This window comes from Qipengyuania sphaerica (assembly GCF_019711595.1).
In the GTDB taxonomy this organism is placed as follows: domain Bacteria; phylum Pseudomonadota; class Alphaproteobacteria; order Sphingomonadales; family Sphingomonadaceae; genus Qipengyuania; species Qipengyuania sphaerica.
Genome location: NZ_JAIGNR010000001.1, coordinates 49,341 through 73,995, shown reverse-complemented (window position 1 = coordinate 73,995; position 24,655 = coordinate 49,341). Strand labels below are relative to the sequence as shown.

The following is a 24,655-nucleotide window of genomic DNA, read 5'->3' as shown; positions in this document are numbered from 1 at the left end:
CCTATCGTCTGTTCGCGCGCGCATAGCTGCGCTAGGCAGGTGCAATGAAAACAGCATTCACGATCCTTGCCGCCCTGCCGCTCGCCGCCTGCGCTTCGGCTCCCGACATCCCTGCCTTGCCAGCATCGCAGCAAGCCTTCTGGGAGGCGCTGCAGAGCCATTGCGGCAAGGCCTATGACGGGAAGCTTGCCAGCAGTGATGCGCGCGATGCTTCATTCCCGCAGCGCCGGCTGGTCGCGCATTGGGCCGAGTGCAGCGACACGCGCACCGCCATCGCCTTCCACACCATGGATTTCGGAGCCGCCGACGAGCCCGTATGGGACCGGAGCCGAACCTGGATCGTCACCCGCAGCGCCGACGGCCTGCGCCTCAAGCACGATCACCGCCACGAGGATGGCGAGGAGGACGCGGTCACCCAGTATGGCGGCGACACGCTGTCGGCCGGGACCGCGCGGGTGCAGGACTTCCCCGTCGATGCCTATTCGATCGCGCTGTTCGAACGCGAGGGGCTGGATGCCTCGCTCACCAATGTCTGGCGCGTCGAGGTCGACCCGGCTGGCGCGAGAGGCGCGCGTTTCGCCTACCAGCTGACCCGCCGCAACGATCCGACCCGCCTGTTCCGCGTCGAGTTCGACGCGACCAAGCCCGTCGCCCCGCCGCCCGCTGCCTGGGGCTGGGAGTGAGACCTACTTCGCGCCCTCGGGCGGGTATTGCGGCGCGGGGCCGTGATCGAGGCTGAGGCTTTCCAGCAGGCGGAAGCGCCTTTCGCCGGGCATCCACTGCCAGACATGCAAGTATCGCCCGCCGCCGGTCTGGACCCAGCCGATATCCTCGCCGCGCCATTCGTGGAAGGTGTGATGCGCTTCCTCGAGCGCGCCCCATTTACCGAGCGGCTTGATCGTGCGGCTGCCCGGGACGAGCAGGCGCCGGTTCCTGTACCCCTCGTTTTCGCCGCCCGGCTGGCGCCTGGCGCAATCCTCGCGCGAGCTGTTCACGATTGCATCGGCACTATCGAAGACGAGGCCGCCAAGGTCGTGCACCATGCGATAGTCGGGATGGAGCAGCGCTGCCACCGCGTCCGGATCGCAGCCTTCGAAGAAGCCCCAGAATAGCTGCGCGTCATTGGCCTCGATGCGCGCGGTCATGTCCTCGCCGGTCGGCATGGGAGGCGGCGTATCGGCGACGGCGGTCTGCGCTAGCAAGAGTGCGGCAATTGGACTCATGTCATCTCCTCAAGTGTAGTATTCCCATAAGACACCAGCATTGCAGGTCAAGCTTTGCCTTTCGCGCCTGGCGCGGTATCGTCTGGGCTGAACGGACAGGGAGGGAGAAGACATGACCGACGACCGTAACAGCCTCGAGGGCGACCGCGCACAGATGGGCGAGCGACCACAGCGTGCCAGTTACCCCGATCGCTCCGCCACGCCGCGGCGCGAGATGCAGCGCTCGAATGCCGAGGGTTTCGACAGCAACAAGCCGACGATCATTGCCATCCTCTACCTCGCCAGCTTCCTGACCGGCATCACCGGCCTCATCGGCGTGGTGCTCGCCCATGTCTGGCAGGGCGACCGCAACGAGGAAGCGTGGGTGGCCTCGCATTACACCTACCTCATCCGGACCTTCTGGTTCTCCTTCCTCGCCGGGATCGTGGCGATGGTGCTGAGCGTGATCTTCATCGGCATCCTGCTGTTCCCGCTTATCGCGATCTGGTTCGGCGCGCGCAGCGTCTTCAGCCTGATGCGCGCCCAGAGGCGCGAGCCGATGCCCAATCCGCAGACGCTGGGCTTCTGACCCGTCCGGTTGGAGTGCCACCCGCGCACTCCGACAGGATAGAACACATGGACCATACCCTTGGCGGACAAAATCCCGCCAGATACAAATCGGCCCGCGTCCGGAGGGGATGCGGGCCGTTTTGGTGTGGCCATGCGAGCAGTCTGGCACGCGCAGCTGCGAGTAGGAAAGCATGCTGCTGCGCTTCAGCGGTACGGCTCGCAGGCTATGCCGTCTCCATCGCCGTCCATATGCTCCCCGTAGCCGGGCTGCCCGCGGTAAAGCGGTGCCTTGCCCTGTGCGCGAACCTCGTTGCAGCCCTCGTAAGTGACAGAGCGTTCGATAGCGAGCCGCGCGGCAGTCTCCTCCTCGGATTCGAAAAGAATGTTGCCGGGCGTTGTGGAGAGATTCCAGATGAACAGGCCGAGCATTACCACCAAGACCATTTGCGCTGCGAAAACTCTCACTAGCACCCTGCCGAAGCCTTGCTTGCGCGTCTTGTGGCGGAACACTTTCCGTCCGGCGAGCACCCCCAGCCAGCCGCCGAGGAATGCGAATGCCAGCAGCGTAGTTTCGCTGATCCGCCACGAGCCTGTTTCGGCAAATTCCTTGTCCAGCCCGAAGGCTACAAATCCGCCAAGGTTCACGGCGATCAGGTAATAGACCAGCAATTCGACCATCGCCTCCCCCCCCCGAAAGACCGGCGCAAGCCATATCATTGGGATCACTGCAGTTCCACTTACCATGGAGCGGGACTATGCAAAGGGCCATGCCGCGCAAGCCCCGCCTTCCTGCCTATCGCCGCAAGCCGAAGCCCAACCGGCCAAAGGTTCGCAATGCGAAGTGGACGGCTGGCAGGCGGCGGCGCGGTGGCGGGCATGGCCGGTGGCAGGCCTTCAAGAAATCTGCCCCGTGGGTGCTGCTGGTCGTGCTGGTCACGCTCTGGTTGATCCTCGGCGACCGCCTGCGCGAGCCGGAACATCCTGAGCAACTGGTCGAGGTCGCCTTGGACTTTCGCCTCTGCCCCGAGCAGGAATGGGGTGCGCCTTGCGTGATCGACGGCGACACGGTGGCCATCGGCAAGCGCCGCGTGCGGCTGACCGGCTACGATGCGCCCGAGATGGACGGCCCCTGCGATGCCGAGCGCGCCAAGGCGATGCAGGCGCGCGATGCCCTACTTACCTGGCTGATCAAGGGCCGCTTCAGCTGGACCGGCGGCTCCGAGCCACCCTACGACCGCTACGGCCGCGAATTACGCGAAGCGCGGCGGGGCGAGGAATTGCTGGCGGAGCACATGATCGCTGCGGGACTGGCCGAGGAAATGGGTTGGGGCGCGCAGAAGCGCGAGTGGTGTTGAGGGGCTGTTGTTTTTCGCCCCGACAGCCTACTCCGCAGCCACAGCCCCCTCGCCGTCCTCGAACAGGCCCGGGCCGTCGGTCTCGGCCTCTTCCTCGTTCGCGGCCTTGGCTTTCTGGCGCTTGTCGAAGCTCGACCACACGTCGTTCCAGTTGCCCTTGGTCGCGCCCTTCGAATACTCGGTCGCGCGGGTTTCGAAGAAGTTGGCGTGCTCCACACCGTTAAGGAGCGGGGCGAGCCAGGGGAGCGGGTGGTCGTCGACCATGTAGATCGGGTCGAGGTTCAGCTGCCCCAGGCGCCAGTCGGCGATGTAGCGGATATACTTCTTGATATCCTTCGCCGTCATGCCGGACACGGGACCCATCTCGAAGGCGAGGTCGATGAAGTTGTCTTCCAGCCGCACCGTCTTCTGGCAGATGTCGATGATGTCTTCCTTGACCGCCTTGGTCAGGCAGTCGCGCTCGCGCACGAACTCGTGGAACATACGGATGATGCCTTCGCAGTGCAGGCTCTCGTCGCGCACCGACCAGCTGACGATCTGGCCCATGCCCTTCATCTTGTTGAAGCGCGGGAAGTTCATCAGCATGGCAAAGCTGGCGAAGAGCTGCATGCCTTCGGTAAACGCGCCGAACATGGCGAGCGTGCGGGCGATGTCCTCGTCGCTGTCGACGCCGAACTGCTGCATGTAATTGTGCTTGTCGGCCATTTCCTCATATTCGAGGAAGGCGGAATATTCGCTTTCGGGCATGCCGATCGTGTCGAGCAGATGGCTGTAGGCCGCGATGTGCACCGTCTCCATGTTGGAGAAGGCGGTGAGCATCATCTTCACTTCGGTCGGCTTGAACACGCGGCCGTATTTGTCGTGATAGCAATCCTGCACCTCGACATCGGCCTGGGTGAAGAAGCGGAAGATCTGGGTGAGCAGGTTGCGCTCGTGCTCGGTCAGCTTCTGCGCCCAGTCGCGGCAGTCTTCGCCCAGCGGCACTTCTTCCGGCATCCAGTGGATCTGCTGCTGGCGCTTCCAGAACTCATAGGCCCAGGGATATTCGAAGGGCTTGTAGGTCTTTCTGGCTTCGAGCAACGACATATAGTGTCTCCGGCGTTCGTGTTCAGCGACTCATATAGGGAATCATGACTGCGAATCGAAGGCAAGGGGGGATGATTCGGCGGGGATAAGACTGGAAAACTCGGCGATGGGCAGGAACCGCCCCGCGCGTGCGACGAGTTGCGGAACGTGGACGCTGTTTCAGCCGTTCTAGGGTCGCAACGAAATTACACCGTGGAGAACGATCATGGCCAGCAGCGACCGCCCGCAGGGCGAGGGCGCGCAGCCCGGTAACCAGCAGCAGGCACTCGCCGCACAGGTCGGTGGCCCGCGCCCGGAATACGACCAGTACGAGGTCAACCAACCCGGTAATATCAACAAGCTGGGCCAGGCCCAAGCGCAGCAGGGCTATGGCAATGCGCGCAACGAAGAAGGCCAGATGGAGCAGGATGCGGCCGAGAGCGGGCAACCCTCCGCCGAGGACTGACACGAGTTTCACAGTACGGGGCTAAGCGAACTTGTTCGGTTTCCCCTTTTTGCGGGCAAGTCTCGCAACCCCGACGCCCCGTCTCCTGTTGGCGGGGCGTCATCTTTTTTGCGGCCCTATCGAGTTCCTTTTTGCCCTACCGCGCCTTGCGCTCCTTGAGGGTGGGATTGAACTACAGGGCGGCGGCAGGCATCACCACGCGAGATGTCACGGACGACCGAAGCACTTATTGCCGAGATATACGCCGCCTTCCCGGCCAAGCGCCCGCATGTCTTCGATCCGCTGGTAAACTCGACCCAGGGCGAAGAGCCCTACGAAACCGCCGAGGCCTTTGCTGACAAGGAAGACTGGACCGCGCTCGAAGGCCAGTGGGTCGACCAGGCGGCCAATGGCTGGGCATCGGCGCTCTCCTTCCTGTCCGACGAAGCCGTGTGCTTCTACCTCCCTGCATGGCTGGTCGCGGATCTGCGCGGCCAGTTGATGACCAGCGATCCGACCTTCCAGCTCACCCACGGCTTTACCGTCGGCACACAGGAAGCGCGCATCTGGCCGCGCAAGGAAGCGACCTGGACCGAATATACAAAGCGACGCTGGGCTTCGCTGACACAAGCGCAGGTCCTCGCAGTCGTCCACTACCTCGAATGGCGCCGCGAGCAGGATGTCGACGATCTTGACCACGGCATCGAGGAGGCGCTGGCTTTCTACTGGTACAAGCGCGCGGCTCGTCCCGACCGGCTTTGACCGCGCGCACTCCGAGGCGTGCCCTACTCTCGCCGAAGCGTGGACCGAATAGGCGTACGACCCGTTGATTACGTGTAACCAACTTAAAACAAAAGGGTTTTACATGTTTGAGAAACTACGCATCAAGGAACATATGGAAGTCACCGACTGTCGCGGACAGCATGTCGGCACCGTCGACCACGTACAGGACGATGCCATCAAGCTGACCAAGTCGGACAGCTCGGATTCCATGCACCACTTTCTTTCGCTCGATGACGTCGAGAAGATCGACGATAACCGCGTCTATCTGAAGGAAGGCGCACGCATCCCTGAAGGTCTTGGCAACAAGGCAGTCATGGAAGACGCATAACGCCGATATCCGGAATTGGTCCGGACTGTCGAAAGCCCCGCTCTCCTACCCGGAGGGCGGGGCGTTTCGCATCCAATATGGCGCGACCCTCGCGCTATCGTTTGCTTGGGCCGGCAAATGTCATAGTGTGGTCACAGAACGATGGAACGGGCGCAAAAACCGGAGCGCGGCAAGGAGGCCACACTTCTGGATTGGTGGATGGGCAAGCCCGTTCCCTGTCCTGCGCATTTGCGCGCCGAGCTTCAGGCCGCTGTAGACGATCGGCAATATCGCGAGGGGCGCTTCGTGCTGATCGTCGGCTTTCTGGTCGCCGTGTTCTCGCTGGTCGTCGATGCCCTCACCATTCCAGAACATCTCGGCCAGGTTGCGCTTCTGCGGCTGGGCGCCACTTTACCGGTCCAACTGGCTGCTTTCCTGACGCCGCGTGAAAGAATGCGGCAGTTCAAGTTCTTCCTCGGCCTGTCGCTATGCGTGTTCTCGCTCTCGCTCATCTACGCCAGCTCGCTCGCCCCGCCGCCTGCAAACGCCTTCATGGCGCTGGGCGTCGTCGCCTTGCTGGGGATTGCGGTGCCGCTCCTGCCGTTCGGGCGGCTTGGCATCGTGCTGTTCCTTGCCGGTGTCGTTATCCCATGCGCGCTGCTTACCCTCGAATTGCATGAGGATTTCGAATTCTCCCAGACTTTCCTGGCGATCCTTGTCCTGGTGGCGCTGGGCGGAGGTGTCCTGGCGCGCAGGGTACGCTGGCTCGAGCGCTGGACTGCCTTGCTCACCCTCGAGGCCGAGGACCGCGCCGCCGAGCTCGAGCAGAGCAACCGGCGCCTGACCGAACTCTCGATGCAGGACCCGCTTACCAATCTCGCCAACCGGCGCTGGGCGGAACTGGCGTTCAAGCGGGATTATGCCCTCACCGCCGAGGAGGGGCCAGGCCACACCGCCCTGCTCCTCATGGACCTCGACCATTTCAAGGACTTCAACGATCGCTGGGGACATGACGCCGGCGACAAGTGCCTGCAGGCGGTTGCCGAAGTGCTGCGTCATTCGGCCGGAGCCCATGGCGGGCTGGCTGCGCGCTTCGGCGGCGAGGAATTCGTCGTGGTCCTGCGCGCAAACGAACCAAACGAAGCGATCGAAGTGGCCGAGGAACTGCGGCTGGGCGTCGAACGCATCGAGATGGCGCACGGCGGCTCGCCGGCTGCGATCAGTTGCACCACCAGTATCGGCATCGCGCTGCACGAGGGCGAGGGCAAGCCGCAGCTATCGGACCTGCTCAAGCGCGCGGACAAGGCGCTTTACGAAGCCAAGCGCGACGGGCGCAACCGGCACAGGCTGGCGGCCTGACTGCTGTCCGGTCAGACCCAGAAACGGAAATAGCAATACCGCGCGAGTATCACCGCGAGGACAAGCGAGGTCACCAGCATCAGCAGTCCGAGCAGCTTGTAGAAGCGCCGCAAGGCGGGCCGGCGGTAAGCCTGCGCCACGGCAAGCAGCCAGCGGCGCGCTTTCGCATCGCGCGGATGACCGGCCAGACGATACTTCTCGTGCTTGCGGAAAGTGGTCCGACCACGGAGCCTGAGGATCCTGTCGGCCCAGAGGAAGTTCGCAGCGCCGAAGGAGACGCCGAACAGAACGATCGCCCAGAACGACCACACGGGCATGGCCTCGAGTACCGGTCGCGCGATGTCCATGGAGTTTCCCCTATCCGACTGCTTTGAGCCGGATAGGGGAGAAAAGTTAAGAGAGCTACCGCAGCCGGCTTACTGGCAGGCGAGGCATTCCTCGTAGTCGGTCTGTTCGGCCGCGAGTTCGTACTTCGCCGCGTCGGCCGTATTGTCGGCTTCCACGCCGCCTGCGAACCCGGCGCGCTGGACCGACTTCGAGCGCAGGTAATAGAGCGACTTGATGCCCTTCTCCCATGCCTGGAAGTGCAGCATCATGAGGTCCCACTTGTCGACATCGGCGGGGATGAAGAGGTTCAGCGACTGCGCCTGGTCGATATAGGGTGCGCGGTCGGCGGCGAATTCGAGCAGCCAGCGCTGGTCGATTTCGAAGCTGGTCTTGAAGGTAGCTTTCTCTTCCGGCGTCAGGAAATCGAGGTGCTGGACGCTGCCGCCCTTCTCGAGGATCGAGTTCCAGATCGCGGTCGAGTTCTTGCTCTTCTTGTCGAGCAGCTTTTCCAGGTACGGGTTCTTGACCACGAAGCTGCCCGAAAGCGTCTTGTGGGTGTAGATGTTCGCCGGGATCGGCTCGATGCAGGCGCTGGTGCCGCCGCAGATGATCGAAATCGACGCAGTCGGTGCGATCGCCATCTTGCAGCTGAAGCGCTCCATCGCGCCCATTTCTTCTGCGTCCGGACATGCGCCGCGTTCCTTGGCGAGCATCATCGATGCTTCGGAAGCCTTGCCCTGGATATGCTTGAACATCTTCAGGTTCCAGACCTTGGCCATCGGGCTTTCGAAGCCGATGCCCTTCTGCTGGAGGAAGGAGTGGAAGCCCATGACGCCGAGGCCGACGCTTCGTTCGCGCATGGCGGAATATTTCGCGCGGGCCATCTCGTCGGGGGCGCGGTCGATATAGTCCTGCAGCACATTGTCGAGGAAGCGCATGACGTCCTCGATGAACTGCTTGTCGGTGTTCCACTCGTCCCACTTCTCGATGTTGAGCGAGGACAGGCAGCACACCGCCGTGCGGTCGTTGCCGAGGTGGTCGATGCCGGTCGGCAGGGTGATTTCGGCGCACAGGTTCGAGGTCGAGACCTTGAGGCCGAGATCGCGGTGATGCTTGGGCATCATCCGGTTCACCGTGTCGGAGAAGACGATATAGGGCTCGCCCGTGGCAAGGCGGGTTTCGACGAGCTTCTGGAAGAGGCTACGTGCATCGACCGTCTTGCGCACCGATCCGTCCTTCGGGCTGACGAGGTCGAATTCCTCGCCATTGCGGACCGCTTCCATGAAGGCATCGGTGACCAGCACGCCGTGGTGCAGGTTCAGCGCCTTGCGGTTGAAGTCTCCGCTAGGCTTACGGATCTCGAGGAATTCCTCGATTTCCGGATGGTTCACGTCGATGTAGCAGGCAGCCGAACCGCGGCGCAGCGAACCCTGCGAGATCGCAAGCGTCAGGCTGTCCATCACGCGGACGAAGGGAATGATGCCGCTGGTCTTGCCGTTGAGGCCGACGGGTTCGCCGATGCCGCGGACATTGCCCCAGTAGGTGCCGATGCCGCCGCCCTTCGAGGCGAGCCAGACGTTCTCGTTCCAGGTGTTGACGATCCCGTCGAGGCTGTCGGAAACCGAGTTGAGGTAGCACGAGATCGGCAGGCCGCGCGTGGTGCCGCCGTTCGACAGAACGGGGGTAGCGGGCATGAACCACAGCTTGGAAATATAGTCGTAGAGGCGCTGGGCATGGTCCTGGTCGTCGGCGAAATAATCGGCGACGCGGGCGAACAGGTCCTGATAGGTTTCGCCGGGTAGCAGGTAACGGTCTTCGAGCGTTTCCTTGCCGAATTCGGTCAGCAGCTCGTTGCGGCTGTCGTCGGTCTTCACGTCGAAACGGCGGTCGAGAACCTTCTTGCTGTCTTCCTTGACCGCAGCCTTGGCGACTTCGGCCATGGCACCGGCCATCGCCTCACCCGCCTTTTCGGCGACGAGTTCGTCGGTGCCCTTGTCCTGTTTCGCCATGCTCACCGCCTTTTTCGGCTCGGGAGTAGCGGTATCTTCGACAGTGCCCTGATCATCGAGGTCCAGTCCCATCGCCGCTTCGTCTCCGCTTTTGAAATCCATCGTGTCCCCACCGTTTGCTAGTGCCCGCGGCGGGTCTCTGCGCGCCCCGCCAAACCGCTGTTTCGAGTCGGCGAGCTAACCCTCCCCGCCTATCATCTTATGCCGGGAAACCGGACTGAAACTTATCCAGTCTTGTCCACAGGACCGGGCCGAATCCTTGGCTCCACCCCATATGGGGATGAAGGGAGAAATCGCTAGGTCTTGTAGGTACCCCCAGGCAACCGACCACTAGATACTGAATCAGTCGCGGATTCGGCGCAAGAGGGATAACGAAAATTTAACGCGCGAAATGGGCGGGTTTGGGGGCGTCATCATTTGATGCAGCGCAGCGACGCGTGGACAAAGCTGGCTTTGCGGATTCGCAAGCCCCAAAATGCATTCGTGCAAAAAATTTTGCGGGCAAAAATTGTGCTGCGCGCTTGCGATTCAATCGAATCCGTGGGCGCAATTTTTGAATCAGGCGGTCGCTGCCGCAGCCGTTCCGAGAGCGTCCGCCGCGCGCCGAATCGCGCCCCGCATAGCATGCAAGACAAACCCCCGGCCTCGCACCATTCCCGCAGAACGGTTGGCGAAGCCGGGGGCGTTCCCGGTCAGAGGGCCGGGAAGGGGGAGGTGCGCTCAGGAGGTCGGACGGGAAGGCGCACTTCCAAAAGCGAACACGTGGCGTTCCGCCGGGCTCGATGCGATACGTGCCGCTTCTTCCCTTGCCAGCTGTCTTTCGAGGTCATCCTTGCTGGCGTGGCTCGTGGCAAAGATGATGTTGGCCTGGTAGGTTTGCTCGGCCGTTACACCGGAGGGCACGACATCGAGCGAACTCAGGCGCCTGACCGACTTGAGCGCGATGCGATCAAGGCTGGTCCGGCCCGATTTGCGCATCATCCGCACATTTGCCGGATCCCCGCTGGCATCGCGTTCGAAACGCACGATGGCGATTCCGTCACCGTTGACGTTGCGATCGATGCCTCCCCGGCGATTGAGCTGCCGGTTCAGGTCGTCCGAGACCTTCGTCACGAAAGCTTCGTGCGAGGTCGCCGGCGTAACGACGATGTTTTGGGAGAATACCGGTCCGGCCAGCACGGTGGCAGAGAGAGCGGTAGCGATAGTGAGGGCAACAATTTTATTCATGGTGATCATCCTTTTTCGATAAAAAGCGATGATCGGCCGCAGAGGGTAACGCCGTATGTGCGACAGCCGTTATTGTATTTTAGAAGCGCAGACGGTCATTGGTCGATCTGGCTCACCGATATCTGCGGGACCATCCGAGAGCCGTTGCCGTAAATGCACCCTTCGCACGATTATGTCAAATGATGCACCAAAACCTGTCACGATCTTACAAGTTTGAACACTAATATTAAGTCCCGGACAGATTTATTTCGTGGGACGCAACTTCGTTCGCCGTCACGAAATCATCTCCCAAGCCTCGCGATTGCGACTCACTCGCCTGTTATAATTCGGTCATGAAGGCTGCGATTGGCGCCAATCATTCTGCCGCATGCGTTGCACGCTCTGTCGAGACGTTTGCATGCCCTGAAATGGCCCCTGCGATATCGCCGACCAGTTCGAGCGGGAGATCGTGCCCCCATCCGGGAATGGTCTTGAGCTGCGCATCGGGAATGCAGGCAGCCGTATCTCGCCCGCCCTCGCAAGGGACGAGCGGATCGTCTTCGCCATGCAGGACCAGCGTCGGCACGGCGATCTTGCGCAGCATGGCACTGCGATCGCCGTCGGCGACAATCGCCGAAAGATGGCGGGTGGGTCCCTGCGGATAGAAGCTGCGCCTCACGCTCGTCCGCGTCCTTTCTCGCAGACGATCCTCGGGAGACGGATAGGCGGGCGATCCGATCGTGCGCGCCAGCATGATTCCGTGTTCGACCAGCACTTCTTCCTCGTCGCTGGAAGGCCGCGTGACGAGCGCCTTCAAGGCTTCCTTCCTTGCCGGCGGCAGCTTGGGATTCCCGGTGGTCGAGAAAATCTGCGTGAAGCTGAGGCAGCGCTCGGGATATTTGGCTGCGACATGCTGCGCGATCATCCCTCCCATGCTCGCCCCGACGATATGCGCCTTGTCGATATCGAGCGCGTCGAGCAGGCCGACACCGTCAGCGGCCATGTCGGCCAGCGTATAGGGCACCCTGGGCGTAAGGCCGACCTTCGACATCAGCGTCATCTTGATGAGGCCCGGCGCCTTCACCCCATCGAACTTGTGGCTGAGACCGATGTCGCGATTGTCGTAGCGGATGACGCGGAAACCGTGCCCGGCGAGCTCTTCGACCAATTCGTCAGGCCACAGGGTCAGCTGCGCGCCAAAGCCCATAATCAGCAGCATTGCCGGATCGGACCGATCGCCATGTTCCTCGTAATGAAGCTCGATCCCGTTCGCCATCGCCTTGGGCATGCACATCTCCTGTTCCCGGTGCCTTTGCGTTGTGGCCTGATCGGGACAGGTTTGTCCACTACAAGGAAGGCCCGCATCAAAAGATAGTAAACACCAAGTAAATATCCACAATCGATTGTCGCTCATCTACAATTCATACACTCTTCACCACTATATCTGCCTTTAAGGGAGGTAAGGGTTGCAGTGCTAGAAGACCGTAGGCTCGGACATCGTAGCGAAACGCGCGAAAGCATCCGCTTCGAGCTGCGCGGCGCGCTGCGCTTCGGCACCATGCGCAACCTGTCGCAATTGGGCTGCATGCTCGAAAGCCCCGCGCTCGACGTCGAGGTCGGCGAGCGCTGCGAAGTGCGGCTCATGGCGGGCTATGTCGTCAGCGGGCGGGTGGCCTGGCAACTGGGCGATGCCATCGGCATTTCCTTCCACCTTCCCATACCTTCCAGCCTCGTGCGCGATTTCGCCCTCGACGACTGGTCGCTCCGCGCTGCAAACGGCCAGGCCGGGGGCCGCTATTAAGGGCACCTAAACGGCAGGCGCCCGTTTCCCCTTCGCGCGCGCCGCGCGTAAAGGGAGCTATATCATGCTGAACATTGTCGGTGCCATACTGTCCGGACTGCTGGTCGGCGCGCTCGCGCGCTGGTTCTATCCCGGTGAAGTGGCGATGAGCTGGCCGATGACGATCCTGCTCGGCATCGCAGGTTCACTACTGGCGGGATTGCTGGTCCATCGCGGCAGGCCCGGAATAAATCGCGCGGGGTGTTTGTCGAGTATCCTCGGGGCAATGGCCCTGATATTTATCGGGCGAGCATTTCTGTAAATTTGTTACAGATGCAGAAATACTTGCATTTATTCATAATCTTCGCGCCTCTTTCCTTGCGCCGCGAAAATATTAACTCGCTGCGGCTATAGAGCTTTCGAGCGATGGCGACGGAGGCCTGATGTGGACCAAAGGGCAAGCGAGAGACTGGACGTGGGGGGTACGGTTCTGTGCCGCATCGGCGGCGCCGAAATGCGCAGCGAGCTATGCGACATGTCCATCCGTGGCTGCAAGCTCACCGGTGTTTCCGGCGAGTGGCAAGAGGGTGCGCAGGTCGATCTCACCCTCCTTGCAGGCATCGAGACGGCAGGCATCGTGCGCTGGGCCGTGGATGGCGCGGTGGGCGTGGAATTCGCGCAGGATATCAACATGGCAGCCGTGCGCTATTTCACGCTGGGATCGGGCGGCGCTTACGTCAACGATGCCCCGAATGATTCCTTCGGCCGGAAGCTGCCAACGCTCGACCGTCTCGACAGCCTTGGCATAGCGCCCGCCTGAGCGAGGTCTCACGCGTCGGCGAGTTCCCTGCCCTGCTTGTCCCTGTAGAGAGCGCGGTCGGCGCGCTCGATTGCCGCTTCCAGGTCGGCGACATCGTCAGCGTCCAGCTCGGTGATCCCGAATGCGAAACTGACCGGCATGCCGTCAATCTTCGATAGCGGTCTCCGGCGCATCGACTGGCGCAGTTTCTCAAGCCGGAAATTGGCTTCGACCGGATCGCAATCGGCAAGGAAGATCACGAACTCGTCTCCGCCCCAGCGTGCGGCAAGGTCGTCGCCCTTAATGCTTTCGGCAATGCGCTCGGCCATGGAACGCAGCACGCGGTCTCCTTCGAGATGGCCATGGACGTCGTTCACGCGCTTGAAATTGTTTCCATCGAGGACGGCCAGCGTCCCGGCCGGGGTGCTGCGCTTGCCCAGCGCTTCGAGGAACCCGCGCCGGTTGGCGAGGCCGGTGAGGAGATCGGTGGTGGCCAGACCCTTGAGGTCTTCCATGCGCTCGGCAGTCGACCGGGCGGCGTGGGCGACGGACTCGAGAAGTTGCCCCGCCATGTCGGGTCCACCTACCGGGATCGGCTGCGAAAGGTCGCCGTCGCGCAGCGCGCGCAGCGAGCGCGTGGCCTGCTCCATCGGGGCCAGCAGCCCCCAGATACCCGCAATCGCAGCCACGCTTCCGACCACCGTGGCGACCAGCAGGGCGAAGAAAATGCCCCAATGCCACTGGCCCCGGATTGCCTCGAACACGAGGAATGTGAGGAGCGGAATGTGCACCGCGCCGAAGCACAGCGCGAACATGCGCGCCGGGTAGTGGCGCGGGAACAGGAAAGACGTGGCCTTGTAAAATCGCATTCGGGATTATTCCTTCGGCGACCCCCTTAGATGCACAAAGCCTAATATTCCGACAAAAGCCAGCGGATGCGCCTAAGGGACAAGCACTGTGTCGCGCGCAACGCTGTCAGTTTCGGGATAGTCGAGGATGAAGTGCAGGCCGCGGCTTTCGTGCCGCTTGAGCGCGCTTTTCACGATCAGGTCCGCGCATTCGAGCAAATTGCGCAGTTCGATAAGGTCGGTGGTGACACGGAAATGGCCGTAATAGTCCTCCACCTCGTCCCTCAGCATGCGGATACGGTGGGCGGCGCGTTCCAGCCGCTTGGTGGTGCGCACGATACCGACATAGTTCCACATGAAGCGGCGAATTTCGGTCCAGTTCTGCTTGATGACCACCTCTTCGTCGGAATCGGTCACGCGGCTTTCGTCCCAAGGCAGGATGGCGGGCGGATCGTCGAGATCGTCCCAGCATTGGAGAATGTCCTTGGCCGCCGCTTCCCCGAAAACGAAGCATTCGAGCAGCGAGTTCGACGCGAGGCGGTTCGCGCCGTGCAGCCCGCTCTCGGTGCATTCGCCTGCCGCCCAGAGGCCCGGCAGGTCGGTCTTGGCATCGAGCGAGATTTTCACCCCGCCGCAGGTATAGTGCTGCGCAGGCACGACCGGGATCGGCCCCTTGGTCATGTCGATACCCAGGCCCATCAGCTTCTCGTGAATGGTCGGGAAATGCTCCGTTACGAATTCGGGCGGCTGGTGGCTGATGTCCAAATGGACGTAGTCGAGGCCATAGCGCTTGATCTGGTCGTCATTGGCGCGCGCCACGATGTCGCGCGGGGCCAGCTCCATGCGCTCGGCGTCGTATTTCTCCATGTATCGTTCGCCGGTGACGGGATTGAACAGCCGTCCGCCCTCGCCGCGCACCGCTTCGGTAATGAGGAAGTTCTTGACCTCGAGATTGTAGAGGCAGGTCGGGTGGAACTGCATCATCTCCATGTTGGAGACGCGCGCGCCCGCCCGCCATGCCATGGCGATCCCGTCACCGGTCGCGCCGCGCGGCGCGGTGGAGAAGAGATAGACGCGGCCCGCCCCGCCTGCCGCCAGCACGGTGGCGCGCGCGACGTGGGAGACCACCTCCCCGCTCTCCTCGTCGAGCGCATAGGCGCCCCACACGCGGCCCGATCCCGAATAGTCCTGCTGGTTGCGACCGGTGATGAGATCGACGCAACTCTGGTGCGGAAGCAGGGTGATGTTCGGGTTTTCCTCGGCCGCCTTGAGGAGCGCCGCCTGTACCGCCCAGCCGGTCGCATCGTCGACATGCACGATCCGGCGATGAGAGTGACCGCCCTCGCGGGTGAGGTGGAGGTCGTCCTTGTCGCGGTTGAAAGGTACGCCCAGTTCGCACAAGCGGTCGATCGCAGCGGGCGCGCGTTCGATCACGAACTCGACCGTTGCGAGATCGTTGAGGCCGGCGCCGGCAACCATCGTGTCGCGGATGTGATTCTCGAAGGTGTCGCCAGCGTCGAGCACTGCAGCGATCCCCCCCTGCGCCCAGGCTGTCGATCCACTGGTCAGCTTTCCCTTGGCCAACACCAACACTCTCTTGGTTTCGGCCAGCGCCAGCGCGGCAGTCAGTCCGGCCGCGCCGGAACCGATGACGAGGACATCGTGGGTCATAGCTGTCATGGGCTGCGTCATGGCCGCGCAAACGTTACGCGGCAAGCACAGAACGACTCGCCGAAACCATGGTTAAAATATGACAAACGCCGGATATGCCCCGAATCGACAGGGACAAATGCGGGGGCGCATGGGATCTTGGAGGGTCGCAAAAAATGAAAATGGGTCTGCTCGCCTGCGCTTTCGGGCGCCACTCGGTCGATCGTGCGAATATGCGCAAGGCCGGTGGTTCGCACGTTTGCAAGTGCCGCAACTGCAAGACGCCGATGGAAGAGATCGAACCGCATGTGTGGCAGGTTCTCCAGATCAAGGATGCCGGTCTCGGCCCGCGTTCCTTCGGCTAGAGCCTGACGCCAGGGGCGCGGCTCAGCCCGCGCCCGTCAACTGAACGAACACATCTTCCAGATCGGCTTCGCGGGTGGTGACATCCTCGATCCCGTAGCCGTGGCTCTGCACCAGCGCGAGGACCTGTCCCGCGCTCGCCTTGTCGCGATCATAGGTGATGTTGAGCCTGCGCGGATCGACGGCCTCGGCCTTGAGGAAGGCCTCTTCCATGATCGGGCCGCCGAGGTCCTTGTCGACGCTGATCGAAACGATCTTTTCGCGCGCCATGCCGACCAGTTCGCGCGTGGGCTTGTTGGCGATGAGCTCGCCGTGATTGATAATCGCAATCCGGTCGCACAGCTGCTCGGCCTCTTCGAGGTAATGGGTGGTGAGCACCACCGTCACCCCTTCCGCATTCAGCTCCTGCACCAGCTCCCACAGCTGGCGGCGCAGTTCCACGTCCACCCCGGCCGTCGGTTCGTCGAGCACGAGGATCGGCGGTGAATGCACCATGGCCTTGGCAATCAGCAGCCGCCGCTTCATCCCGCCCGACAGCGTGCGCGCATAGGCGTTGCGCTTGTCCGACAGGTGCACAGCGGCGAGCAGGTCCTCGCTGCGGCGGTCCTTCTTGGAGATGCCGTAGAAGCCGCCCTGGTTTTCCAGCACCTCGAAAGGCGTGAAGAAAGGATCGAAGACGATTTCCTGCGGCACGATCCCGATCGAACGCTTGGCGTTGCGCGGGTTCTCGTCGATGTCGAAGCCCCAGATCTCGGCATGGCCCGAGGTCTTGCGTACGAGTCCTGCAAGGATGTTGATGATCGTCGACTTGCCCGCGCCATTGGGACCGAGCAGTCCGAACACCCCGCCCTGCGGCACGTCGAAACTCACTCCCTTCAACGCCAGCTTGCCCTCGTCGCCCGGCCCGCTGGGAGCATAGCGTTTGACGAGATTGTCGATGCGGATAGCGGGAGGCGTGGTCATGACAAGCACTTGGCCATTTCCGCATTTACTATCAAGCGCAGTTTCCGGGCCGGTGGAGGCCCGGCAAGGGCGACCGCCCGCCCGCAGCGGGTGCGGCTCGCCGCACGTCTAGCGAGGACGAACCCGCGGAGGCGGGTTCGAAAAACAAGGAACGGCTTGAGCCGCTCGGTCAAACCCATTATCGGCCCACCCCATGAGTCTGCCTCCTCCCGAAGTGTCCAAGGTCACCACGCGCCGCGTGTGGTGCGACGGTGCAACCGACATCCGCAGTGGCGAGAAATATCGCGCCGCCGCGCTCGGCCATCCCAAGGTCTGGCTCGAGATCGACGAGCATGGCTATGTCGATTGCGGCTATTGCGACCGGCGCTTCGTGCTTGAAGGTGGCCCGGCCGACGGCGTCGACCAGTCGACCCTGATGGACATTTCGGAAGGCGCCGACCCCGGTCACCGTTAAGCGGCATTCCTAAGCCCTCGCCAAGCGGGGCAGTCATGCTTACATGCATGGCATGACTGACACGGCAACCGACCCGCTTTCGCTCGTCTACGGCAACAAGCTCTCGCCTGAGGAAGCGCAGGCGCTGACCCGAAAACTGCTCGCGTCCTGCGACGATGGCGAACTCTACTTGCAGTTCATCGCGTCGGAAGCCTTCGGGTTCGACGACGGCCGGCTGAAAACCGCCGACTATTCGCGCGACAGTGGCTTCGGCCTGCGCGGCGTGTCTGGCGAGACCACCGGCTTTGCCCATGCCAACGAGATCAGCGCCGCCGCGATCAGCCGCGCGGGCGAGACGCTCAAACTGCTCGATGCGACGAAGAGCCCGCTTGCCGCGCCGCCCGAGCGGACCAACCGCCACCTTTACACCGATGCCTGCCCGCTGGACCTCGTCCCCTTCGAGGAAAAAGTCGCGCTGCTGGAGAAGATCGACGCGGTCGCCCGCGCCAGGGACCCGCGCGTGGCGCAGGTTTCCGCCAGCCTGCTCGCCAACTGGAGCGTGATCGAGATCGTCCGTCCCGACGGCCATATCGCGCGCGATATCCGCCCGCTGGTGCGCCTCAACATCCAGGTCGTCGCCGAACAGAACGGACGGCGCGAGACCGGCTTCTTCGGCATGGGCGGACGCTATCTTTACGACCGGCTGTTCGACGAGGGCCAGTGGATGCGCGCGATCGACGAGGCAGTGCGGCAGGCCATGGTCAATCTTGACAGCGTCGCCGCGCCTGCTGGCGAACAGACCGTGTTGCTCGGCCCCGGCTGGCCCGGCGTGCTGCTGCACGAGGCGGTCGGCCACGGGCTCGAAGGCGACTTCAACCGCAAGGGCACCAGCGCCTTTTCGGGCCGTATCGGCGAGCGGGTGGCCGCACCGGGCGTTACCGTGGTGGACGATGGCAGCATGGCCGAACGCCGCGGCTCGCTATCGATCGACGACGAAGGCACGCCCACCGGCGAGACCGTGCTGATCGAGGACGGCATCCTGAAAGGCTATATGCAGGACCGCCTCAACGCGCGCCTGATGGGGGTCGAGCCGACCGGCAACGGCCGCCGCGAAAGCTACCAGCACGCGCCCATGCCGCGCATGACCAACACCTTCATGCGCAGCGGCGAAGACGATCCCGAAGAACTCCTGAGCCGTGTCGAGGACGGGATCTACGCCACCAGTTTCGGCGGCGGCCAGGTCGACATCACCAGCGGCAAGTTCGTCTTTGCCTGCACCGAGGCCTACAAGGTCGAGAAGGGCAAGATCGTAGCGCCGATCAAGGGTGCGACGCTGATCGGCGATGGCCCCAGCGTTCTCACCCGTGTCAAAGGCATCGGCAACGACATGGCGCTGGACGAAGGCGTGGGCATTTGCGGCAAGGGCGGGCAGAGCGTGCCTGCGGGCGTCGGCCAGCCGACATTGCTGATCGATGGCATTACGGTTGGCGGCACGGGCTGAGAGCCCGACCGGTCAGCGTGCATTCACTTCGTGTTTGATATATGTTCTCTTCCAGCATCCGGAGACTCGCCATGTTCAAACGCCTAGCCACTGCCACTGCCGCGCTCACCCTGCTCGCCGCACCCGCCGTGCAGGCAGACGAGCCTGTCGAACTGACCAAGGGCGAAAAGCGTTTGGCCAAGATGCTCGACGGCCGCGTCGCAGGCGAACCGGAAAGCTGCATCAGGACTATCGGATCGCGCAACCTCATGACGATCGACGGGACCGCGCTGGTCTATCGCAGCGGCGATACGATCTGGGTGAACTACACCAAGCGTCCGGAATGGATCGACGACAGCGATTACCTGGTCATTCGCCGGTTCAGCAATTCCTCGCTGTGCCGGACCGACCAGATCACGACCTACAGCCGCGGCGGGAATTTCTTCTCGGGCGTCATCTTCCTCGACGATTTCATCCCGTACCGGACGGCCGAAGACGCCTCCTGAACGGCGCGTGCCGACCGATAGCGAAAAGGCGGTTCTCGCCGAACTGGTGCGGACTTGGTTCGACGAGGTCGGGCCAAGCCACTGGTACAATTCGACCCCTGAAATCGACGCGATGCTACGGACACGCTTTGGCGATTTCCTCGAAAAGCAGGGGCAGCGTGAGGCCGACGACTTCCTGACCGATCCGCAGAGCGCGCTCGGAGCGATACTCCTCTTCGACCAGGTCCCGCGCAATATCCATCGCGACACGCCGCGAGCTTTTCAGCGGGATACCCTAGCCCAGGCGATTGCCCATGGCATGATCGACAAGGGCTGGACGCAGGAACTGCCCGCCGCGAAGGCGCAGTTCGCACTGATGCCGCTGATGCATTCGGAGAAGCTGGCCGACCAGGATGCATGCGTGGTCTGGTTCGCCAAGCTCGCTCCCGATGCGCTCGACTATGCGCGCTCGCACCGCGAAGCGATCGCCCGCTTCGGCCGCTTTCCGCATCGAAACGAAATACTCGGACGCGAAACTACACCGCAAGAGCAGGCCGCCATCGACGATGGTCTGAGCTGGTAGACCTCTCAGCCCGCGTGGCTGGCCAACACGCCCCGCGTGGTAACGCGCTCGACCCCTTCCAGTTCGGCAATCCGTTCGCGCAAGCTGGCGAGTGCGGCAGCGTCGGCAACCGCGCATTCGACAAGGATGTCGATATCGCCCGTCAGGCAATGCGCGCGGAGCACGCCGTCGAAGCCGGCTATCTCCTGCGTCAAATCGCTGCGGGCATAGGCGCCTTCGAGGCATACGGTCATGAAACCGCGCACCGCATCGAGCGCACCTTCGGCGAGGCGAACGGTATAGCCGCGGATGACCTGCGCTTCTTCCATGCGCAGGATTCGGTCATGCGTAGCGCTGCGAGACAGGCCGATCTCGCGCGCAAGCGAGACTAGGCTCGCCCGGGCATCGCGCTGCAGCGACGCCAGCAGCAGGCGATCCTTCGCGTCGAGTTCTGCCCTCGCCATGTCACCCTCCCAATTGCAGGCGCAGCCGGACGATTTCCGGCGTGACCGACATCATGCTGGTGGCGGGCGGACCTGCCTGCCGTGATGATATCCGCGCAATCGAGACGCGGAGCGACAAATGCAAGCCGATACCTTCTTTCTTTTCGCAATCACCACGCTGGTCGTCGTGCTGACGCCGGGGCCGGCGGCGATTGCCGTCACCGCGCAAGGCGCGACCAATGGTGCGTGGCGCAGCCTTGCAGGAATCGCGGGCGTCGCCAGTGCCAATGCGGTCTATTTTGCCCTGTCCGCTCTCGGCATTGCCGCCCTCGTGATCGCATCGGACTGGTTGTTTGCGGCGCTGAAATGGCTGGGCGTTGCCTATCTCCTTTATCTCGGGATCGGAGCGATCACCGGATCGGCGCGCGGACTGACCATCCAGCCGGGCGATCCCGCACCGCCTGCGCGGCTCTTCGCCAAGGGATTCATGGTCGAATTCGCCAATCCCAAGGCGCTTTTGTACTTCGCGGCCATCCTGCCGCAATTCCTCGACCCGGCATCGCCCATCGTACCGCAGATCGCGATCATGGGCGGCGTGACTGTCGTCATCGATTTCACCGTCTACTCGCTCTACGCGGCGCTCGGACAGTATATCGCGGCGCAGGGACTCAAGCCTGCAGTCGTCTCCACCTTGAACCGCTTTGCCGGCGGCGCGCTGTTGTTCGCGGCATGGAGGATGGCGCGCGTCACCGCCTAGCTGTCGGGAGCCCTTCGCTGGCCCGTGGCGCATAGCGACACTGCGAGGCAATTCGCGCAATCGGGCGCGGTCGGCCGGCAAAAGGTCTGGCCCAGCTTCTTCATCAGCAAATGGTGCTCGTCGAAGTCCGCGCCGTCCCATTCCTCGGGCATGATCGGCATGATTGCCTCGAATGCGCGGTCGGTATTGGCCTTGGGCGGGACCAATCCCATCCGCTGAAGAATGCGCGTGTGATGACCGTCGAGCACGATCGCGCGGCGGTCGAGCGTGCTCGCATTCATCACCCCGGCGGCGATCTTGCGCCCGATGCCCGGCAGCTGCTCGAGCCAGCGCATCGCGGCGAGCGTGTCCATATCGGCGAGGTGCGAGAGATCGACCGATCCGCGCCGCTCGACCAGTGCGGTGAGGCTAGCCTTCAACCTTTCGGCTGCGATGTTCGGATAGGTCTGGGTCGCAAGCTCGGCCTGCAAGTCTTCTAGCGGTGCATCGGCCACAGCTTCCCAGCTACCGAAGCGCCTGAGCAGCCGGTCCGTCGCCGCATTGGAGATTTGCGATTTGGTCCGCGCCCCGATGACGCCCTGTACCAGCACCCACTCGGGCCTGCGCCACTCCGCCGCGGCGCGTTCGATCCTGCCGAAGCGCTGGACGAGCAGGTCCTGGAGTCGGCGCAAGGCTTGGGTGCGGGGGTCGGGGCCAAGGGGAAGTTGCATGGAGGATGGTCTATCCGGCAGTGAAGCGGTGGACAAATTCGGCCGTGTCCGCCTGACCTTCGCCTGTGAAGGCCTCGGCAATCTTGCCTTTCTGGACGCAAGCTCCGGACGGGAGCCCGCGTGCGGTCAAGTCTCCTCGAGAAATGCGAGTATAATCTTGTCCGCAAGCTGCGGCTGCTCGGAATTGAAGAAGCCGTGCCCCACTCCTTCGACGAGTTCGATCCGGGCCTCTTCACCCGCCTCTTGCAGGTTCGCAATGAAGCGCGAGGCAATCGGCGCGGGCGTCACCTGATCTTCCGTCCCGTTCAGCAGGAGGACGGGGGCAGACAGCGATACGCCGTCGCGCAGCGGGGCGAACCTTTCACCAAGATCCTTGGTCTGCTCGTAAAATCGTGAGCCTGGGGAGATATCGAGCACGGGGTTGAGGAGCACCAGACCGCCGACCGGTACCCTGCTCTCGCCGGCCGCCAGAAGCGCCAGTGAGCCGCCCGCGCTGGCTCCCCCGATCCAGAGCTCGCCCTCGGGCAGGCCGAAAGCGGTCAGGTTCGCGGCGGCATGTTCGAATGCAGCGAGGCAATCGTCGAGCGCATCGAGCGGGGTGGCACCATGGCTCTTTCGCGTGCGATATTCGCTGGAGATGCATCCGTATCCCGCATCCGCAAGGACACGGCACGTACGGAAGAATTGCTGCGGGGTTCCTTCCAGCCAGCTGCCGCCATGAATTAGCATGACGGTGCGACTGCGTTTTGGTGCGCCGCGCGGGGGCACGAAAACGTGGAGTGAGAGTGCGCGTGACCCGCTCTCGCCTTCAACCCGCTTGAACATCACCGACCGGTCGGGAGGAAATTGGTTCGCGACCGCTTCGGGCTCGGGTTCGCGCGTCAAGGTGTGAGCGGCCAGTCCCACCACTGCGCAAGCCAGCAGGATGACGAGGGCATTCAGCCGGCCCCGCACCCGATCATTCCCACTCGATGGTGCCCGGCGGCTTCGACGTATAATCGTAGACCACGCGGTTGATGCCCTTCACCTCGTTGATGATGCGGGTTGCCACGCGGCTCAAAAAGGCGGCGTCGAAGGGGTAGATGTCGGCGGTCATGCCATCGGTACTGGTCACGGCGCGCAGGGCGCAGACGCTGTCGTAGGTGCGACCGTCGCCCATAACACCCACGGTCTTGACCGGCAGCAGCACGGCGAAGGCCTGCCAGATCGCATCGTAAAGGCCCGCGTTGCGGATTTCCTCGAGATAGATCGCGTCGGCCTTGCGCAGGATATCGCAGCGTTCCTTGGTGACTTCGCCCGGGATGCGGATCGCAAGGCCGGGGCCGGGGAAGGGATGGCGGCCGACGAAAACATCGGGCAGGCCGAGTTCGCGGCCCAGGTCGCGCACCTCGTCCTTGAACAGTTCGCGCAAGGGTTCGACCAGTTCCATGTTCATGCGTTCGGGCAGGCCGCCGACATTGTGGTGGCTCTTGATCGTCACCGAGGGCCCGCCGGTGAAGCTGACGCTCTCGATCACGTCGGGATAGAGCGTGCCCTGCGCGAGGAAATCCGCGCCGCCGATCTTCTTCGCTTCGGCTTCGAACAAATCGATAAAGGCACCGCCGATGAACTTGCGCTTCTTTTCCGGATCGGTCTGGCCTTCGAGCCCGCCGAGGAACATCTCCTCCGCGTTCACATGGACCAGCGGGATATTGTAATGGTCGCGGAACAGGGTGACGACCTGTTCGGCCTCGTTCATCCGCATGAGGCCGTGGTCGACGAAAACGCAGGTCAGCTGGTCGCCGATCGCCTCGTGGATAAGGACTGCGGCAACCGCGGAATCGACGCCGCCCGAAAGGCCGCAAATCACCTTGCCGTCACCCACCTGGGCGCGGATCTCCTCGATCTTGGTCTTGCGGAATTCCGCCATGGTCCAGTCGCCCTTGAGGCCGCAGACATGGCGCACGAAATTGGCGAGCAGCTTGCCCCCGTCGGGCGTGTGGACCACTTCGGGGTGGAACTGTGTGCCATAGTAGCGGCGCGCGTCGTCGGCGATCAACGCGAAAGGCGCGCCGGGGCTGGTGGCGACGATACGGAAGCCTTCGGCGATGCGGGTGACCTTGTCGCCGTGGCTCATCCACACCTGGTGCGTTTCGCCCGGCTTCCACAGCCCGTCGAAGAGCACGCATTCCTCGGTCACCTCGCAGAAGGCACGTCCGAATTCGCCGCCTTCGCCTGTTTCGTGTCCCGGACGCACTTCGCCGCCGAGCTGTTCGGTCATCACCTGCTGGCCGTAGCAAATGCCGAGGATCGGCACCTTGCTGTCGAAGATCACTTCGGGTGCGCGCGGGCTGTCGCGATCGGGCACGCTGGCCGGACTGCCCGAGAGGATCACGCCCTTGGGCTGGAGGCGATTGAACGCCTCCTCTGCCATGCTGAAGGGGGCGATTTCCGAGTACACGCCTGCTTCGCGCACGCGGCGTGCGATAAGCTGGGTGACCTGGCTGCCGAAGTCGACGATGAGGATGGAATCGGGGAGGTGAGAGGCGTCCATGCGCGGCGGTTAGGGCGCGTGTCGCGCACTGTCCAGAGAGGCTTGTTAGGTCACTTGCGCAAAACGCAACAGTTCCTGACCTTTTCTCACTTTAGTTCACAACTCGGCAACATTATTACAGCCCTCACAGCCGCCGCGGGATGTCGTCCGACGATATCGCGCCCCGGCAACGAGATGGCGACAGTCCCTTCCCAAGAGATGCTGTCGTCGCCTTCCTCCGG

At 62.9% G+C, this 24,655-nt stretch carries 30 protein-coding genes; 16 read left to right on the top strand and 14 right to left on the bottom strand.

From position 1 onward, the window contains the following. Window positions 1–44: 44 nt before the first annotated feature. Window positions 45–683, top strand: a complete 639-nt coding sequence (locus K3178_RS00355; RefSeq protein ID WP_221569420.1) for a hypothetical protein — start codon at window positions 45–47, stop codon at window positions 681–683. A gap of 3 nt (window positions 684–686) precedes the next feature. On the opposite strand, the gene K3178_RS00350 is transcribed toward K3178_RS00355, so the two are convergent. Continuing rightward, window positions 687–1,223: a DUF4440 domain-containing protein gene (locus K3178_RS00350; RefSeq protein WP_221569419.1), complete on the bottom strand. Its 537-nt coding sequence runs from the start codon at window positions 1,221–1,223 to the stop codon at window positions 687–689. A gap of 112 nt (window positions 1,224–1,335) precedes the next feature. On the opposite strand from K3178_RS00350, the gene K3178_RS00345 reads away from it, so the two are divergent. Further along, on the top strand, window positions 1,336–1,791 hold the full coding sequence (locus tag K3178_RS00345) for a DUF4870 family protein (RefSeq protein ID WP_221569418.1): 456 nt from the start codon (window positions 1,336–1,338) through the stop codon (window positions 1,789–1,791). A gap of 185 nt (window positions 1,792–1,976) precedes the next feature. Here the strand turns inward: K3178_RS00345 and K3178_RS14080 are convergent, their stop codons facing one another. Next, window positions 1,977–2,450, bottom strand: a complete 474-nt coding sequence (locus K3178_RS14080) for a DUF1294 domain-containing protein (RefSeq protein ID WP_247713467.1) — start codon at window positions 2,448–2,450, stop codon at window positions 1,977–1,979. Between the two features lie 89 nt (window positions 2,451–2,539). Here K3178_RS14080 and K3178_RS00330 point away from each other — a divergent pair, with 89 nt between their 5' ends. After that, entirely contained in the window at window positions 2,540–3,127 is a 588-nt protein-coding gene (locus K3178_RS00330; RefSeq protein ID WP_221569417.1) for a thermonuclease family protein, read from the top strand. A gap of 27 nt (window positions 3,128–3,154) precedes the next feature. Here the strand turns inward: K3178_RS00330 and K3178_RS00325 are convergent, their stop codons facing one another. Continuing rightward, window positions 3,155–4,213: a ribonucleotide-diphosphate reductase subunit beta gene (locus K3178_RS00325; protein ID WP_221569416.1), complete on the bottom strand. Its 1,059-nt coding sequence runs from the start codon at window positions 4,211–4,213 to the stop codon at window positions 3,155–3,157. Between the two features lie 205 nt (window positions 4,214–4,418). On the opposite strand from K3178_RS00325, the gene K3178_RS00320 reads away from it, so the two are divergent. The 4 genes from K3178_RS00320 to K3178_RS00305 all read left to right on the top strand — a co-directional run bounded on the left by K3178_RS00320 (window position 4,419) and on the right by K3178_RS00305 (window position 7,086). After that, complete coding sequence (locus K3178_RS00320) at window positions 4,419–4,658, top strand: hypothetical protein (protein ID WP_221569415.1); 240 nt, start codon at window positions 4,419–4,421, stop codon at window positions 4,656–4,658. 204 nt (window positions 4,659–4,862) lie between these two features. Beyond that, window positions 4,863–5,399, top strand: coding sequence for a DUF6714 family protein (locus K3178_RS00315; RefSeq protein ID WP_221569414.1), 537 nt, complete (start codon window positions 4,863–4,865; stop codon window positions 5,397–5,399). Window positions 5,400–5,502: 103 nt separating this feature from the next. Next, window positions 5,503–5,748: a DUF2171 domain-containing protein gene (locus K3178_RS00310; protein ID WP_221569413.1), complete on the top strand. Its 246-nt coding sequence runs from the start codon at window positions 5,503–5,505 to the stop codon at window positions 5,746–5,748. Between the two features lie 141 nt (window positions 5,749–5,889). After that, window positions 5,890–7,086 (top strand): GGDEF domain-containing protein, encoded by a 1,197-nt coding sequence (locus K3178_RS00305; protein WP_221569412.1) that lies wholly within the window; start codon window positions 5,890–5,892, stop codon window positions 7,084–7,086. Window positions 7,087–7,097: 11 nt separating this feature from the next. Here the strand turns inward: K3178_RS00305 and K3178_RS00300 are convergent, their stop codons facing one another. From K3178_RS00300 to K3178_RS00285, 4 genes are all read right to left on the bottom strand, one after another. Beyond that, on the bottom strand, window positions 7,098–7,433 hold the full coding sequence (locus K3178_RS00300; protein ID WP_221569411.1) for a hypothetical protein: 336 nt from the start codon (window positions 7,431–7,433) through the stop codon (window positions 7,098–7,100). Between the two features lie 69 nt (window positions 7,434–7,502). Then, window positions 7,503–9,524, bottom strand: coding sequence for a ribonucleoside-diphosphate reductase subunit alpha (locus tag K3178_RS00295; protein ID WP_221569410.1), 2,022 nt, complete (start codon window positions 9,522–9,524; stop codon window positions 7,503–7,505). 618 nt (window positions 9,525–10,142) lie between these two features. After that, window positions 10,143–10,649 (bottom strand): energy transducer TonB, encoded by a 507-nt coding sequence (locus K3178_RS00290; RefSeq protein ID WP_221569409.1) that lies wholly within the window; start codon window positions 10,647–10,649, stop codon window positions 10,143–10,145. Between the two features lie 355 nt (window positions 10,650–11,004). After that, on the bottom strand, window positions 11,005–11,916 hold the full coding sequence (locus K3178_RS00285) for an alpha/beta fold hydrolase (RefSeq protein ID WP_221569408.1): 912 nt from the start codon (window positions 11,914–11,916) through the stop codon (window positions 11,005–11,007). Between the two features lie 183 nt (window positions 11,917–12,099). On the opposite strand from K3178_RS00285, the gene K3178_RS00280 reads away from it, so the two are divergent. The 3 genes from K3178_RS00280 to K3178_RS00270 all read left to right on the top strand — a co-directional run bounded on the left by K3178_RS00280 (window position 12,100) and on the right by K3178_RS00270 (window position 13,228). Further along, a complete protein-coding gene (locus tag K3178_RS00280) occupies window positions 12,100–12,429 on the top strand; it encodes a PilZ domain-containing protein (RefSeq protein ID WP_221569407.1) in 330 nt (109 codons plus the stop codon). A 64-nt stretch (window positions 12,430–12,493) separates the two neighbouring features. Beyond that, window positions 12,494–12,730: a GlsB/YeaQ/YmgE family stress response membrane protein gene (locus K3178_RS00275; protein WP_221569406.1), complete on the top strand. Its 237-nt coding sequence runs from the start codon at window positions 12,494–12,496 to the stop codon at window positions 12,728–12,730. A 123-nt stretch (window positions 12,731–12,853) separates the two neighbouring features. Next, complete coding sequence (locus K3178_RS00270) at window positions 12,854–13,228, top strand: PilZ domain-containing protein (protein ID WP_345719822.1); 375 nt, start codon at window positions 12,854–12,856, stop codon at window positions 13,226–13,228. An 8-nt stretch (window positions 13,229–13,236) separates the two neighbouring features. Here the strand turns inward: K3178_RS00270 and K3178_RS00265 are convergent, their stop codons facing one another. Beyond that, window positions 13,237–14,076, bottom strand: coding sequence for a GGDEF domain-containing protein (locus K3178_RS00265; RefSeq protein WP_221569404.1), 840 nt, complete (start codon window positions 14,074–14,076; stop codon window positions 13,237–13,239). A 72-nt stretch (window positions 14,077–14,148) separates the two neighbouring features. Next, complete coding sequence (gene nadB, locus K3178_RS00260) at window positions 14,149–15,735, bottom strand: L-aspartate oxidase (RefSeq protein WP_221569403.1); 1,587 nt, start codon at window positions 15,733–15,735, stop codon at window positions 14,149–14,151. A gap of 146 nt (window positions 15,736–15,881) precedes the next feature. On the opposite strand from nadB, the gene K3178_RS00255 reads away from it, so the two are divergent. Continuing rightward, window positions 15,882–16,070, top strand: coding sequence for a hypothetical protein (locus K3178_RS00255; RefSeq protein WP_221569402.1), 189 nt, complete (start codon window positions 15,882–15,884; stop codon window positions 16,068–16,070). Window positions 16,071–16,092: 22 nt separating this feature from the next. On the opposite strand, the gene K3178_RS00250 is transcribed toward K3178_RS00255, so the two are convergent. Continuing rightward, on the bottom strand, window positions 16,093–17,031 hold the full coding sequence (locus K3178_RS00250) for an ABC transporter ATP-binding protein (protein WP_221569401.1): 939 nt from the start codon (window positions 17,029–17,031) through the stop codon (window positions 16,093–16,095). Window positions 17,032–17,224: 193 nt separating this feature from the next. Here K3178_RS00250 and K3178_RS00245 point away from each other — a divergent pair, with 193 nt between their 5' ends. From K3178_RS00245 to K3178_RS00230, 4 genes are all read left to right on the top strand, one after another. Then, the gene (locus tag K3178_RS00245; RefSeq protein WP_221569400.1) at window positions 17,225–17,485 is read left to right on the top strand and encodes a zinc-finger domain-containing protein; all 261 of its coding nucleotides are present in this window, start codon (window positions 17,225–17,227) and stop codon (window positions 17,483–17,485) included. Window positions 17,486–17,537: 52 nt separating this feature from the next. Beyond that, window positions 17,538–18,965: a metalloprotease TldD gene (gene tldD / locus K3178_RS00240; protein ID WP_221569399.1), complete on the top strand. Its 1,428-nt coding sequence runs from the start codon at window positions 17,538–17,540 to the stop codon at window positions 18,963–18,965. A gap of 71 nt (window positions 18,966–19,036) precedes the next feature. Continuing rightward, a complete protein-coding gene (locus tag K3178_RS00235; RefSeq protein WP_247713466.1) occupies window positions 19,037–19,450 on the top strand; it encodes a hypothetical protein in 414 nt (137 codons plus the stop codon). Window positions 19,451–19,457: 7 nt separating this feature from the next. Then, entirely contained in the window at window positions 19,458–20,012 is a 555-nt protein-coding gene (locus K3178_RS00230; RefSeq protein ID WP_221569398.1) for a DUF924 family protein, read from the top strand. A gap of 5 nt (window positions 20,013–20,017) precedes the next feature. Here K3178_RS00230 and K3178_RS00225 read toward each other — a convergent pair whose 3' ends face one another. Next, on the bottom strand, window positions 20,018–20,455 hold the full coding sequence (locus K3178_RS00225; protein WP_221569397.1) for an Lrp/AsnC family transcriptional regulator: 438 nt from the start codon (window positions 20,453–20,455) through the stop codon (window positions 20,018–20,020). A 118-nt stretch (window positions 20,456–20,573) separates the two neighbouring features. Between K3178_RS00225 and K3178_RS00220 the strand changes: the two genes are divergently transcribed. Then, complete coding sequence (locus K3178_RS00220; RefSeq protein ID WP_221569396.1) at window positions 20,574–21,191, top strand: LysE family translocator; 618 nt, start codon at window positions 20,574–20,576, stop codon at window positions 21,189–21,191. Here the strand turns inward: K3178_RS00220 and K3178_RS00215 are convergent. From K3178_RS00215 to guaA, 3 genes are all read right to left on the bottom strand, one after another. Beyond that, the gene (locus K3178_RS00215; protein WP_221569395.1) at window positions 21,188–21,901 is read right to left on the bottom strand and encodes an endonuclease III domain-containing protein; all 714 of its coding nucleotides are present in this window, start codon (window positions 21,899–21,901) and stop codon (window positions 21,188–21,190) included. The genes K3178_RS00220 and K3178_RS00215 overlap by 4 nt on opposite strands. 126 nt (window positions 21,902–22,027) lie before the next feature. Continuing rightward, window positions 22,028–22,855, bottom strand: a complete 828-nt coding sequence (locus tag K3178_RS00210; RefSeq protein ID WP_221569394.1) for an alpha/beta hydrolase — start codon at window positions 22,853–22,855, stop codon at window positions 22,028–22,030. Between the two features lie 4 nt (window positions 22,856–22,859). After that, a complete protein-coding gene (guaA, locus tag K3178_RS00205) occupies window positions 22,860–24,434 on the bottom strand; it encodes a glutamine-hydrolyzing GMP synthase (protein ID WP_221569393.1) in 1,575 nt (524 codons plus the stop codon). Between the last annotated feature and the right edge of the window lie 221 nt (window positions 24,435–24,655).